At 69.8% G+C, this 13,504-nt stretch carries 10 protein-coding genes; 4 read left to right on the forward strand and 6 right to left on the reverse strand.

Translation table 11 applies throughout. The features are described from left to right. Window positions 1–115 precede the first annotated feature (115 nt). Window positions 116–2,356: an ATP-binding protein gene (locus FHX80_RS01390; protein WP_145762412.1), complete on the forward strand. Its 2,241-nt coding sequence runs from the start codon at window positions 116–118 to the stop codon at window positions 2,354–2,356. Between the two features lie 18 nt (window positions 2,357–2,374). Here the strand turns inward: FHX80_RS01390 and rpsD are convergent, their stop codons facing one another. After that, on the reverse strand, window positions 2,375–2,989 hold the full coding sequence (rpsD, locus tag FHX80_RS01395; protein WP_145762413.1) for a 30S ribosomal protein S4: 615 nt from the start codon (window positions 2,987–2,989) through the stop codon (window positions 2,375–2,377). Window positions 2,990–3,172: 183 nt separating this feature from the next. Between rpsD and FHX80_RS01400 the strand changes: the two genes are divergently transcribed. Further along, on the forward strand, window positions 3,173–3,874 hold the full coding sequence (locus tag FHX80_RS01400; protein ID WP_145762414.1) for a DUF2470 domain-containing protein: 702 nt from the start codon (window positions 3,173–3,175) through the stop codon (window positions 3,872–3,874). Window positions 3,875–3,901: 27 nt separating this feature from the next. On the opposite strand, the gene FHX80_RS01405 is transcribed toward FHX80_RS01400, so the two are convergent. The 4 genes from FHX80_RS01405 to FHX80_RS01420 all read right to left on the reverse strand — a co-directional run bounded on the left by FHX80_RS01405 (window position 3,902) and on the right by FHX80_RS01420 (window position 8,394). Continuing rightward, complete coding sequence (locus tag FHX80_RS01405; RefSeq protein ID WP_145762415.1) at window positions 3,902–5,284, reverse strand: replication-associated recombination protein A; 1,383 nt, start codon at window positions 5,282–5,284, stop codon at window positions 3,902–3,904. 83 nt (window positions 5,285–5,367) lie between these two features. Next, entirely contained in the window at window positions 5,368–6,003 is a 636-nt protein-coding gene (locus FHX80_RS01410) for a vitamin K epoxide reductase family protein (protein ID WP_145762416.1), read from the reverse strand. A 428-nt stretch (window positions 6,004–6,431) separates the two neighbouring features. Beyond that, entirely contained in the window at window positions 6,432–7,694 is a 1,263-nt protein-coding gene (gene hisS, locus FHX80_RS01415; RefSeq protein ID WP_145762417.1) for a histidine--tRNA ligase, read from the reverse strand. A 13-nt stretch (window positions 7,695–7,707) separates the two neighbouring features. Then, on the reverse strand, window positions 7,708–8,394 hold the full coding sequence (locus FHX80_RS01420) for an MBL fold metallo-hydrolase (RefSeq protein ID WP_145762418.1): 687 nt from the start codon (window positions 8,392–8,394) through the stop codon (window positions 7,708–7,710). Between the two features lie 148 nt (window positions 8,395–8,542). Between FHX80_RS01420 and FHX80_RS01425 the strand changes: the two genes are divergently transcribed. Then, entirely contained in the window at window positions 8,543–9,331 is a 789-nt protein-coding gene (locus FHX80_RS01425) for a peptidylprolyl isomerase (RefSeq protein ID WP_145762419.1), read from the forward strand. A 197-nt stretch (window positions 9,332–9,528) separates the two neighbouring features. Next, window positions 9,529–10,758, forward strand: coding sequence for a DUF349 domain-containing protein (locus FHX80_RS01430; protein WP_145762420.1), 1,230 nt, complete (start codon window positions 9,529–9,531; stop codon window positions 10,756–10,758). A 144-nt stretch (window positions 10,759–10,902) separates the two neighbouring features. Here FHX80_RS01430 and FHX80_RS01435 read toward each other — a convergent pair whose 3' ends face one another. Then, complete coding sequence (locus tag FHX80_RS01435; protein ID WP_145762421.1) at window positions 10,903–13,473, reverse strand: RelA/SpoT family protein; 2,571 nt, start codon at window positions 13,471–13,473, stop codon at window positions 10,903–10,905. Between the last annotated feature and the right edge of the window lie 31 nt (window positions 13,474–13,504).

A 13,504-nucleotide genomic window follows, 5' to 3' on the forward strand; every position in this document is an offset into this window, starting at 1 on the left:
CTCCGAGCCTATCGCGCCAAGGCTCACGCCCTGTACCGCATTACCGTTGGCCGTCGCCGGAGTTCCCCGGACAAGTTTGTACGGAGCGCTTTCGGGCCAGTACTCTGCGTGTTTCATGCGACGCTCCCAGCGCCCCTCCCCCTCCTCCGGTGATCCGGATCCGCTGCCCTGCGCCCATGGCGGACCCGCCCACGGTCTCCCGGGCAATCTGCCGGCGGAACTGAACCGGTTCGTGGGACGCGAGGACGAGTTGGCCGATCTCGCCCGGCTGCTGGAGGAGTCCCGGCTCGTCACCGTCGTCGGGGTGGGCGGGGTCGGCAAGACCCGGCTGGTCAGCACAGCCGCGGCCCTGCTGGAGAAACGGTACTGCGACGGGGTCTGGCTGGTTGAACTGTCCGCCGTCCACGATCCGGAGCTGCTGGAGCACGCGCTCGTCGACGCGCTCGGCCTCACCGATCACACCAGCAGGCCGCCCCGCACGACACTCCTGGAGCACTGCGCCGAACGACGGCTGCTGCTGGTGATCGACGGCTTCGAACATCTCGTGGACGCCTGTGCGGAGTTGGTACGGGATCTACTGCGCCGGGCCCCGCGGCTGCGGGTGCTGGCGGCAGGCCGGCTGCCGCTGGAACTCGACGGCGAGGCGCTCTACCCGCTCGCGACGATGACCGACGAGGACGCGCTCCGGCTCTTCGCGGAGCGGGCCACGGCGGTGCAGCCGGATTTCCGGCTGACCGAGCGCACCCGGGGCGCGGCCCAGGAGCTCTGCCGGCGGCTGGACGGGATTCCGCTCGCGCTGGAGCTGGCGGCGGGGCGGCTGCGGGCCCTGTCGACCGATCAGGTGCTGGAGCGGCTGGACGACCGTTTCCGGCTGCTGACCGGCGGCAGCCGGAGTGCGCCGGCCCGCCATCAGACGCTCCGTACGGCCATCGGCTGGAGCCATGAACTGTGCGCCCCGGAACAGCGGCTGCTGTGGTCGCGGCTCTCCGTCTTCGCCGGACAGTTCGATCTGGAGGCGGTCGAGTACATCTGCAGCGGCTCCGACCTGCCGGCCGAATCGGTGCTCGATGTGCTCTCCGGGCTGCTGGCGCAGTCCATCGTGCTGCGGGAGGACTCCGCGGCGGGCACCCGCTACCGGATGCTGGACACGGTGCGCGAGTACGGCGCCGAGTGGCTGGCGGCCACGGGTGACACGGAACGCCTGCGCCGGCGTCACCGCGACTGGTTCCTGGGGCTCGCGACCTGGTGCGAGCTGGACTGGTTCAGCCCGCGGCAGGGCGAGGTGGCGGCACGGGCGGAGAGCGAACTGCCCAATCTGCGGCGGGCCATGGAGTGTTCGCTGGAGCGCCCGGAGGAGGCGCATCTCGCCCAGTACCTGGCGGGCACGCTCTGGTTCCTGTGGATCGGCTGCGGGCGGCTCTCGGAGGGCCGGCGCTGGCTGGACCATGTGCTGGAGGAGGAGACCCCGTACGACTCCTCACGGCTGAAGGCGCTGTGGGTGCTCGGCTACGTCGCGGTGCTGCAGGGAGACCCGGTGGCTGCGATCTCGGCACTGACGGAGTGCCGGGAGGAGGCGGATCTGGTGGGTGACGCCACGGCGTCGGCGTACGCGGTGCACCGCACCGGCTGCCTGGCACTCGTCACGGACGACATGACACGCGCGCAGGAACTGCTGCACGACGCGCTCGGCCGTTACCGGGAACTCGGTGAGCTGAACAGCAATGTGCTGATGGCTCAGGTCGAGCTGGCGATGGCGGTCGGGTTCCGGGGCGAGCTGGACCGCGCGGTCACGATCTGCGAAGAGGTCCGGGACATCTGCGAGGACCACGGGGAGCGATGGGCCCTCAGTTACGCGTTGTTCGTGCTCGCGTTCGCCGCACTGCAGCGGGGCCGTCCGGCCCGGGCCCGGGAACTCCTCGGGGAGTCGCTGTCCATCAGCCATGCCTTCCACGACCTGCTCGGCACGGTGCTCTCGCTGGAACTGCTCGCGCTCGTCACGGTGGTCGAGGGCGATGCGGCCGAGGCGGCGCTGCTGCAGGGGGCCGCCGAACAGATCTGGCCATCGGTGGGACTGCCGCTGTTCGGTTCGGCGCACTACGGGGCGCCGCGGGCCCGGTGCGAGGCGCTGGCCCGTCATGAGCTGGGCGAGGAGCGGTACGCGTCACAGCGGCGGGCCGGCGGCGAGCTGGGCGCCGACGCGGTGGTGGCAAGGGCTCTGGCGGGCCGGCCCGGGAAGCAGCGGGAGGACGCGGATTCCGGCGGACCGGAGGCACCGGGTCCGCAGCCCGAGGCCGGGAAGACGCGAAAGCCCGCCGCCTCCCCGGCTTCGGGAAGGGGCGGGCCTGAGCGCTGGTGAAGAGCGGCTACGCCTGGATCAGCGAGCGTAGTACTCGACGACGAGCTGCTCGTCGCAGATCACGGGGATTTCCTTGCGGTTCGGGTCCCGGTCAAGGCGGAAGGCCAGGGCCTTCAGGTTCACCTGCAGGTAGCGCGGGGTCTCACCGTCGGTGTCGTAACCACCCTCGCGGGCAACCTGGAAGGGGTACTTGTCGCGGCTGCGCTCGCGGACCATCACGATGTTGTCGGGACGGACACGGAAGGACGGCTTGTCGACCTTGTGGCCGTCGACCTCGATGTGGCCGTGGACGACCATCTGGCGGGCCTGGTAGATCGTCTTGGCGATGCCCGAACGCAGAACCAGCGCGTCGAGACGGCGCTCGAGCTCGACGACGAGCGCCTCGCCCGTCTTGCCCTCGGCCTTCTTGGCACGGTCGTAGGCACGCGCCATCTGGCGCTCGCTGATGTCGTACTGGGCGCGCAGACGCTGCTTCTCCAGCAGACGGACCTTGTAGTCCGAGTTCTGCTTGCGGCCGCGGCCGTGCTCGCCCGGCGGGTAGGGGCGGGCCTCGAAGTACTTGACAGCCTTCGGCGTCAGCGCAATGCCGAGCGCGCGGCTCTTCTTGACCTTGGGACGCGACTGATTAGGCACGTTCTCCAGACCTCCGTTGTAGGTTAGGCTCACCTTACTCAAGGAGATCGCATGTCTCGCCCTGGGAACACCACGCACGTCACGGACAGCACTGACAGTGTCGACGCACCTGAGGGCGTCGATACGACGGAGGACCGATCAGATCGTGGTCAGCCGCGTCCCAGCGGGCTTGAAAACACTCGGATGCCGTCAGCAGCCGAGCGCACACGAACTCTCGTACAGAGTACCTGCTCCGCGGCACTGCTCGTCCCCGGCCTCGACCCAGCGGGCTCGGACCCGCTGATGCCGTTGTCGCGCAGCGTGGGTCCGGACGGCGATCTCATCCTCGAACATCCCGCCGCTTCCCCGGCGGTACGGGCCGCGGCGCACGCCCAGGACGACGAACTGACGGCCGTACTGGAGATCACCGACGTGGCCCCGGTCTCCGTACCGCACCGCATCCGCGGCCGGGCCCGGGTCTTCGGACGGCTCACCACCGTACCCGGCATGGCAGGACCCGGCCGGATGCTGCTGAGGCTGGAGACGGGCGAGGCGTACGTCGACGACCTGTGGGGTGCTGAGCGCATCGGGCCGGAGGAGTTCCGGGACGCGTCCGCCGACCCGCTCGTCGACCATGAGACGGAGCTGCTGCAACATCTGCACACGGCGCACGGAGAGCAGCTGGGAACGTTGCGCGGGCTGCTCGGCAAGCGGGTCGCGTCCGGCTGCCCGGCACACCGGCCGGCCGTCGTGCCGGTCGCGCTGGACCGTCTCGGGCTGCGGGTGCGTCTGTGCGGGCGGGACGGAAGCTGCTTCGACGCCCGTTTCGATTTCCCCGAGCCGGTGCGCGATGTGGTCGAGCTGCGGCGCGCCATGCACACGCTCTTCGAAGCGGCCGCGCACTGAGGCTTCGAGACCTCTCGCGGATGCGGCCTATGCCTCGGACGGGCCTGTGTCGCCGCCGGTGTCCGTGCGGCCGAGCCGCTCGCGGACCCGGTCCGCCACGTCCCCGTACCGCGCCTCGGCGCCGTACCGGGTGGGCAGGTAGTAGCGCTTGTCCCGGACGGCGTCCGGGGCGTACTGCTGGGCGGCGATACCGCCGGGGACGTCATGCGGATAGACATAGCCCTGTGCGTGGCCCAGCTTGGCGGCTCCCTTGTAATGGCCGTCGCGCAGATGGGCCGGGACGGGGCCGGCCAGGCCCTTGCGCACATCCTCCTGGGCGGCCGAGATCGCCATCGTCGCCGCGTTGGACTTGGGGGCGAGAGCCAGGGCGATGGTGGCATGGCTGAGAGTGAGCGCCGCCTCCGGGAAGCCGATCATCGCGACGGCCTGGGCCGCCGCGACCGCGAGGGGCAGCGCCGTGGGGTCGGCGAGACCGATGTCCTCGCTGGCCGAGATCATCAGCCGCCGGGCGATGAACCGGGGGTCCTCCCCCGCCTCGATCATCCGGGCCAGATAGTGCAGCGCGGCATCGACGTCCGAGCCGCGGATCGACTTGATCAGCGCACTCGCCACGTCGTAGTGCTGGTCCCCGTCCCGGTCGTACTTCACCGCCGCGCGGTCGACGGTCTCCTCCAGGGTCAGGAGCGTGATCTCCTTCTCCTGCTTCGACAGCGCCGCACCGGCCGCCGCCTCCAGAGCCGTCAGCGCACGGCGCGCGTCGCCCCCCGCGATGCGCAGCAGATGCTCCTCGGCGTCCTTGGGCAGGGTCACCGCGCCACCGAGTCCCCGCTCGTCGCCCAAGGCCCGGCGCAGCAGATCGCGCAGGTCGTCGTCGGTCAGTGACTCCAGGGTCAGCAGCAGCGAGCGCGAGAGCAGCGGGGAGATGATCGAGAAGTACGGATTCTCGGTGGTGGCCGCGATCAGCGTCACCCAGCGGTTCTCCACGGCCGGGAGCAGCGAATCCTGCTGCGCCTTGGAGAAGCGGTGGATCTCGTCCAGGAAGAGAACGGTTTCCTTGCCGTAGCCGCCGGTGGCGCGGCGGGCGCCCTCGATGACCGCCCGCACTTCCTTGACCCCCGCGGTGATCGCGGAGAGCTCGACGAACCGCTTGTGGGTGGCCTTGCTGACCACGTAGGCCAGAGTCGTCTTCCCGATGCCGGGCGGACCCCACAGGATCACCGACGAGGGGCCCGCCGGTCCCCCGCTCCCCTCGCCGACGAGACGACGCAGCGGCGAGCCCGGCTTGAGCAGATGCTGCTGGCCGACGACCTCGTCGAGGGTACGGGGCCGCATCCGGACAGCGAGGGGGCTGCTGGACGGGTCCTTCTCCTGGCGGTCTTCGGCTGCTGCGGTAAAGAGGTCGGGCTCCACGTTTTGAAGCCTATGTCACCGCACCGACATCCCTGCCTGGCCCCGGTGGGACCTGATGGGACCCGGCGACACGAGAGGTCCGCTCAGCTGGTCCAGAAGTCCCACCAGCGGGTCAGGATCAGCATGCCGATGATGCCGATCCACAGGACCGGCGGCACCCAGTGGAACTCGGTCAGGCCGTTGCGCAGCCAGTTCGGCGCGGGGATGATCCGGTGCTTGATGTTGTGCGTGGTGACGTAGCAGAACATGAAGATCGTGGCGACCCAGGCCAGGCAGCACCACAGGCAGAGGGAGTTGATGCTGTAGAGCGACTGGTACTGGAGCCAGGTGCAGAAGCCGACGCCGAACAGGGTGCCGGCGTTCATCCCCAGCCAGTACCAGCTGCGGAAGCGGGCTCCGGCGAGCAGCGCCAGGCCGATGCCGATGATCACGGGGTAGGTGGCCAGACCGAGCATCGGGTTGGGGAAGCCGAAGGCCGACGCCTGCTCGCTCTTCATGATGTTGCCGCAGGCCACCACGGGGTTGAGGCTGCAGCCCGGGGTGAAGCTGGGGTCCTCGAGGAGCTTGAACTTGTCGATCGTGATGACCCACGCGGCAAGGAGTCCGGCAGCACCCGTGATCACCAGCAGCAGTGCGAAGGCGCGGCCCGCGCCGATGGTTCTCTTCCCGCCGTCCTCGTCCTGGTCGGCAGAGGGATGGTCAACCGCTGCAGTCGTCATATCGCCATTCCGTCACTGAGTAGCCATGCTGGGCATGGTCATTGTGCCGTACCGCTCCACCGGTCTTCCGTTCGATGAACATAAAGGTGCGCGGTGAACGGGCGCGCACGAGCACCGGCGTTGAGATCCTTCAGGGCCGTCCCAGCAGCGGCGGGGGGACGGTCTCCGCCCGCGGCCGGGCTTCGGCCTCCGCTGACGCTCTTCGGCCGGAATCGTCCAGAATCGTCCGGCAGGATGAATCCGCGCCCGCGGAGTTGACGGTACGGACGGCGGTGACGAACGCGTCGGCATGTCCGCCGGCACCTCTGCCCGCCGTGACTGTCGGCCTTCGGGTGGAGGGTACGGGCGGAGAGTACGGGCCGGGGCCGAGCGACCCATCCCGGTCGCGGGCGGACGGAGCACCGCCCGCCTGCGACCGGGATGGGAAACTACGCGAGGCGCGTCCGGATCACCTCGGTGACATCGGCCAGGGCCACGGCCGTCTGCTCGCCGGACTCCATGTCCTTCAGCTGCACGACGCCCTCGGCCAGGTCGCGCTCGCCGGCCACGACGGTGAACCGCGCACCCGACCGGTTGGCGCTCTTCATCGCGCCCTTGAGACCACGGCCCCCGAACGCGAAGTCCGCGGCCACGCCCTCGCGGCGCAGCCGCGTGACGATGCCGAACAGCTCGCGCCGCGCCTCCTCGCCGAGCGGAACGGCGAAGACGCTGGTGGTCGAGGGCAGTTCGAGCTCGACGCCCTCCGCCTCCAGGGCGAGCACCGTGCGGTCCACGCCGAGCGCCCAGCCCACCGACGGGAGCGCCGGGCCACCGATCATCTCGGACAGGCCGTCGTACCGGCCGCCGCCGCCGACCGCCGACTGCGAGCCCAGTCCGTCGTGGACGAACTCGAAGGTGGTGCGGGTGTAGTAGTCGAGCCCGCGGACGAGCTTCTCGTCGTCCTCGTACACCACACCAGCCGCGTTGAGCAGGTCCCGCACCTCCTCGTGGTACGCCTTGCAGGCGTCGCAGAGGTAGTCGCGCAGCACCGGGGCGCCGGTCAGCTGCTTCTGGACCTCGGGGCGCTTGTCGTCGAGGACCCGGAGCGGGTTGATCTCGATGCGGCGGCGGGTCTCCTCGTCCAGGTCGAGCTCGCGCAGGAAGCCCTGGAGCGCGTCACGGTAGACGGGCCGGCACTCCTTGTCGCCCAGCGAGTTCAGCAGGATGCGGAATTCACGCAGACCCAGGGTGCGGTACGCCTGGTCGGCCAGGATGATCAGTTCGGCGTCCAGGATCGGGTCCTCGGCCCCGATGGCCTCGGCGCCGACCTGCGAGAAGTGGCGGTAACGGCCCTTCTGCGGGCGCTCGTAGCGGTAGTACGAGCCGGAGTACCAGAGCTTGACCGGCAGGTTGCCGAGCTTGTGGAGGTTGGCCTCCAGGGCGGCCCGCAGCACGGACGCGGTGCCCTCGGGGCGCAGGGCCAGCTCGTCGCCGCCCTTGGTGGTGAGGGTGTACATCTCCTTGCTCACGATGTCGGTGGACTCACCGACGCCTCGGGAGAAGAGGGCGACGTCCTCGAAGCCGGGGGTCTCGATGTAGCCGTAGCCGGAGCTCTTCAGCGGTGCGGAGATCGCCTCTCGCACCGCGAGGTACTTCGCGGAGTCGGGCGGGGTCAGGTCGTACGTGCCCTTGGGGGCCTTGAAGGTGCTCACGATTTCGCTCTCGTCACATTCCTCGTCGGGGCGCGTCCATACCGTGCAGATACGGATTGGTGGCGCGCTCGCGGCCGATGGTCGTCTGGGGGCCGTGGCCGGACAGCACCACGGTCGAGTCGTCGAGCGGCAGGCACACACGGGCCAGCGACTCGAGCAGCTCGGCGTGGTCGCCGCCGGGCAGGTCGGTACGTCCGACGGAGCCGGCGAAGAGCAGGTCGCCCGAGAAGAGGACCTGCGGAACCTCCGCGGCCTCGGGCATCCTGAACGTCACCGACCCCTTGGTATGGCCGGGCGCGTGCGAGACACCGAACTCCAGACCGGCCAGCATCAGCCGGGCGCCGTCGCTCAGCTCCTTGACGTCGTCCGGCTCCCCCACCGTCAGCTCGCCCATGAGCGGCATCCCGATGGAGCGGCCGAGGGCCTTCTCCGGGTCGCTCATCATGTAGCGGTCCTCGGGGTGGATCCAGGCAGGGACGTCGTGCGCGCCGCACACCGGGACGACCGAGGCGACGTGGTCGATGTGGCCGTGGGTGAGCACGACGGCGACGGGCTTCAGCCGATGCTTCCTCAGCGTTTCCTCGACCCCGGACGCGGCCTGGTGGCCCGGGTCGATGATCACGCACTCCTCACCTGCGGCGGGGGCGACCAGGTAACAGTTGGTCCCCCAGGCCCCGGCGGGGAACCCGGCAATGAGCACGATCGTCCTTAATGGTCGTCCGACGAGGGGTTGCGGCTGCGAGGTCGCAGCAGTTCAGAGCCTACCGGCGCTCCTCATTCCACAGCTAACCCATATACGGTACGGGGCAACTCAGGCCCGATCACACGACGTACAAGGAGATCACCCGGTGGTCAGCAGCGATCAGCGGCGGCGGCAGCTCGCCAGGGAGAAGTTCGAGCGGCAGCAGCAGCGTCGGGAGGAGGCTCGCCACCGGACGCGGCGGCTGACGGTCATCATCACCTCCGCGGTGGCCGTGGTGGCCGTCATAGGCGGCGTCACGTACTTCGCCACCGGCGACGACGGCAAGAAGGACAAGACCGATTCGGCCGCGAGCGCGAGCCCGTCGGCGTCCCCCTCGGCGAGCGAGAAGAGTGCGCCCGAGCCGGCGATGAAGATCGACAAGAAGGCGAAGTACACCCTGTCGCTCAAGACGAGCCAGGGCGACATCGCGTTCACGATGGACGCGGCGAAGACCCCGCACACCGCGAACTCCTTCAAGTCGCTCGCCGACAAGAACTTCTTCGACGGCACGAAGTGTCACCGGCTGACCACGGAGGGGATTTTCGTCCTCCAGTGCGGCGACCCGAAGGGTGACGGCACCGGCGGTCCGGGCTACACGATTCCGGACGAGAACCTGACCGCGCTCGGCAAGGCCGGCAAGGACGGCACGGTGACCTACCCGGCGGGCACGGTGGCGATGGCCAACACCGGCCAGGCGCACACCGGCGGCAGCCAGTTCTTCCTCGTCTACAAGGACAGCAAACTGCCGCCCACCTACACGCCGTTCGGCACGATGGACGAGGCGTCGCTGAAGGCCGTCAAGGACGTCGGCAAGGCGGGTGTCACCGGCGGCGCCGCCGACGGTGCGCCGAAGAAGGCCGTGAACATCTCGAAGGCGACCGTCGACAAGGCGTGAGCCCGGCGGGCCCGGCATGATCCGCACGACAGGCACCGGGCGCGGGGCCGGATAATTTCGGCCGCGCGGAGTGCGGACAGCCGGGTGGCCCGTCGCCTAGATTGACGTTGTGCAGGGCGGGCGCTGCCCGCCCCAGGAAACTGTGGACGATGCCAGGGGGGTGAACCCTCTCGCGGGCATCAGGTGGAGGAGGCGCTGTGAGCAGCGACCCGTGGGGCCGTGTCGATGAGACAGGCACCGTGTACGTGCGTACAGCCGACGGCGAGCAGGTCGTCGGATCGTGGCAGGCCGGTTCTCCGGCGGAGGCCCTGGCCTACTTCGAGCGCAAGTACGAGGGCATTGTGGTCGAGATCGGCCTCCTCGAGCGGCGGGTGAAGACCACCGATCTGTCCGCGAAGGACGCGACGACGGCCATCGAGCATCTGCGTGCGCAGGTGGACGAGCACCATGCCGTCGGCGACCTCGACGCGCTGCGCAAGCGGCTGGACGCCCTGGTGGCGACGGTCGACTCGCGGCGCGAGGAGCGCAAGGCCCAGAAGGCGAAGCAGACCGACGAGGCGAAGCACGCCAAGGAGGCGCTGGTCGTCGAGGCCGAGGAACTGGCGCAGAGCGAGCAGTGGCGTTCCGCGGGCGAGCGGCTGCGTGCGCTCGTCGACACGTGGAAGGGCCTGCCGCGGCTCGACCGCAAGTCGGACGACGAGCTGTGGCACCGCTTCTCGCATGCGCGCTCGGCGTTCTCCAAGCGCCGCAAGGCCCACTTCGCCTCGCTGGACGCCCAGCGCGAGGAGGCCCGCAGGGCCAAGGAGAAGCTGGTCGTCGAGGCCGAGTCGCTGTCCCGCTCCTCGGACTGGGGCACGACGGCCGCCCGTTACCGCGACCTGATGACGGAGTGGAAGGCCGCGGGCCGCGCCCAGCGCGAGGCCGAGGACGATCTGTGGAACCGTTTCCGCGGTGCCCAGGACGTCTTCTTCGCCGCCCGTAGCGAGGTCTTCGCCGAGCGGGACGCGGAGCAGAGCGAGAACCTCAAGCTCAAGGAGGAGCTCGCGGCCGAGGCCGAGAAGCTGGTGCCGGTGAAGGACCTGAAGGCATCCAGGGCGGCGTTCCGGTCCCTCAACGAGCGCTGGGAGGCCATCGGCCACGTGCCGCGTGACGACCGCCCGAAGGTCGAGGGGCGGATGCACACGGTGGAGCGGGCGCTCCAGGAGGCCGAGGAGTCGGAGTGGCGCCGGACCAACCCGGAGGCACGCGCCCGTGCCGCGGGTCTGACCGGGCAGCTCCAGTCGGCCGTGGACAAGCTGCGTACCCAGATCGACGCGGCGCGCGCCTCGGGCAACAACTCCCGTGCGGACAAGCTCGCCCGCGAGCTGGAGGGCCGGCAGGCGCTCCTGGACCAGGCTCTGAAGGGCCTGGAGGAGTTCGGCGGCTGACGCCCGGCTTGCCGGTTGCTTCGTGAAGGGTCCCCTCCGCCACCGGCGGAGGGGACCCTTCACATGGTGGACGGGGTCGGTGCGGCGCACCGCAGCCCCCCGCGTGTGCACGCGAGGGGCTGGAGGGCCGGTGGACGGCCTGGGTCAGGGCCGGCGGGCCGATGTCACCCGGTAGACGTCGTAGACGCCCTCCACGCTGCGTACGGCCTTCAGGACATGGCCGAGGTGCTTCGGGTCGCCCATCTCGAAGGTGAAGCGCGAGGTGGCCACCCGGTCGCGGGAGGTCTGCACGGCCGCGGACAGGATGTTGACGTGCTGGTCGGACAGGATCCGCGTGACGTCCGAGAGGAGCCTGGAGCGGTCCAGTGCCTCGACCTGGATGGCCACGAGGAACACCGAGGACTGGGTGGGCGCCCATTCGACCTCAAGGATCCGCTCCGGCTGCTGCGAGAGCGAGTCGACGTTGACGCAGTCCGCACGGTGGACGGAGACTCCGCTGCCCCGGGTCACGAACCCGATGATCGGGTCACCGGGAACGGGCGTACAACAGCGGGCCAGCTTGACCCAGACGTCCTCGACGCCCTTGACGACCACGCCCGGATCCGCCTTGGCGCGGCGCTTGTTGCGTCCGTGCGAGGGCGGGGAGCTCTCCGCCAGGTCCTCGTTGGCCGCGTCCTCGCCGCCCAGCGCCTGCACCAGCTTCTGCACGACGCCGGCCGCCGCCACATGCCCCTCGCCGATCGCGGCGTACAGGGACGAGATGTCGGGATAGCGCATCTCGTGGGCCAGGGTGACCAGTGAGTCGCCCGTCAGGATCCGCTGGATCGGCAGATTCTGCTTGCGCATGGCCCGCGCGATGGCGTCCTTGCCCTGCTCGATCGCCTCGTCGCGGCGCTCCTTGGAGAACCAGGCGCGGATCTTGTTGCGTGCCCGCGGCGACTTGACGAACCCGAGCCAGTCGCGGGAGGGCCCGGCACCGGCCGCCTTGGAGGTGAAGACCTCGACCAGGTCGCCGTTGTCGAGCGTGGATTCGAGCGGTACGAGCCGCCCGTTGACCCGTGCTCCTATGGTCCGGTGGCCGACCTCCGTGTGGACGGCGTACGCGAAGTCGACCGGTGTCGCCCCCGCGGGGAGCGCTATGACGTCGCCCTTCGGTGTGAAGACGAAGACCTCGTTGCGCGAGAGGTCGAAACGCAGGGAGTCCAGGAACTCGCTGGGGTCCTCCGTCTCCTTCTGCCAGTCCAGGAGCTGGCGCAGCCACGCCATGTCGTTGACGGTGTCCTGGCCGCGGCCGGTGTTCTTGGGGACGTCGGTGCGCACCTTGGAGGCGCCCGCGACGGCCTCCTGCTTGTACTTCCAGTGCGCGGCGATGCCGTACTCGGCTCGACGGTGCATGTCGAACGTACGGATCTGCAGCTCGACGGGCTTGCCGCTGGGACCGATCACCGTGGTGTGCAGTGACTGGTACATGTTGAACTTGGGCATCGCGATGTAGTCCTTGAACCGGCCGGGGACCGGATTCCACCGCGCGTGCACGGTGCCGAGCGCCGCGTAGCAGTCGCGGACGGTGTCCACGAGGACCCGGATGCCCACCAGGTCGTAGATCTCGGCGAAGTCCCGGCCCCGCACGATCATCTTCTGGTAGACGCTGTAGTAGTGCTTCGGCCGTCCGGTGACGGTGGCCTTGATACGGGCGGCGCGCAGATCGGACTGGACCTCGTCGGTCACTATGGCGAGGTACTCGTCGCGCTTGGGGGCCCGCTCGGCGACGAGGCGGACGATCTCGTCGTACATCTTCGGGTAGAGGATCGCGAACGCGAGATCCTCCAGCTCCCACTTGATGGTGTTCATGCCCAGGCGGTGGGCCAGTGGGGCGTAGATCTCCAGCGTCTCGCGGGCCTTCTTCTCCTGCTTCTCCCGCTTGAGGTAGCGCATGGTGCGCATGTTGTGCAGCCGGTCGGCGAGCTTGATGACCAGCACCCTGGGGTCCTTGGCCATCGCGACGACCATCTTGCGCACGGTCTCGGCCTGCGCCGCCTCGCCGAACTTGACCTTGTCCAGCTTGGTGACGCCGTCGACCAGCAGGGCGACCTGGTCGCCGAAGTCGCGGCGCAGGGTGTCCAGGCCGTATTCGGTGTCCTCGACAGTGTCGTGCAGCAGTCCCGCCATCAGAGTGGCCGGATCCATACCGAGCTCGGCCAGGATCGTGGTCACGGCGAGCGGGTGGGTGATGTAGGGGTCGCCGCTCTTGCGCTTCTGGCCGCGGTGCCAGCGTTCGGCGACCTGGTAGGCACGCTCGATCTGGCGCAGCGTGGACGTCTCGATCTTGGCGTCGTTGCTGCGGACGGTACGCAGCAGCGGTTCCAGTACCGGGTTGTACGGGCTGGAGCGCTGGACGCCGAGCCGGGCCAGCCTGGCCCGGACCCGGTTGGAGGAGCCGCCGCCGGTACGGGCCACCGGGGTCGCGGGCGCGGTGGCCGATACCGCGGGCTTCGCCGGGGGCTTCGGCGCAGTCGGGGGCGGTGAGGCGGGCTCGGCCGGCTGGGCCGGGGAAGCGGGCGCGGGCCCGTTCGCCTCCGCGGGGGCGGGGCCCGTGCCGGGCTCGGGCGCCGGAGGCTTCGGCTTCTCCGCGGCCTGCTGCTTCGCGGGCGTGGCTGGGGCCGCCGCGGGCTTGTCGGGCTGCGGGGCGGCGACTGGCTGGGCCTCGTCTGGCAAGAGTGCTCCTCGTGCGGATCCGGACACCCGG

The sequence above is a fragment of the Streptomyces brevispora genome (genome assembly GCF_007829885.1).
Lineage (GTDB): Bacteria > Actinomycetota > Actinomycetes > Streptomycetales > Streptomycetaceae > Streptomyces > Streptomyces brevispora.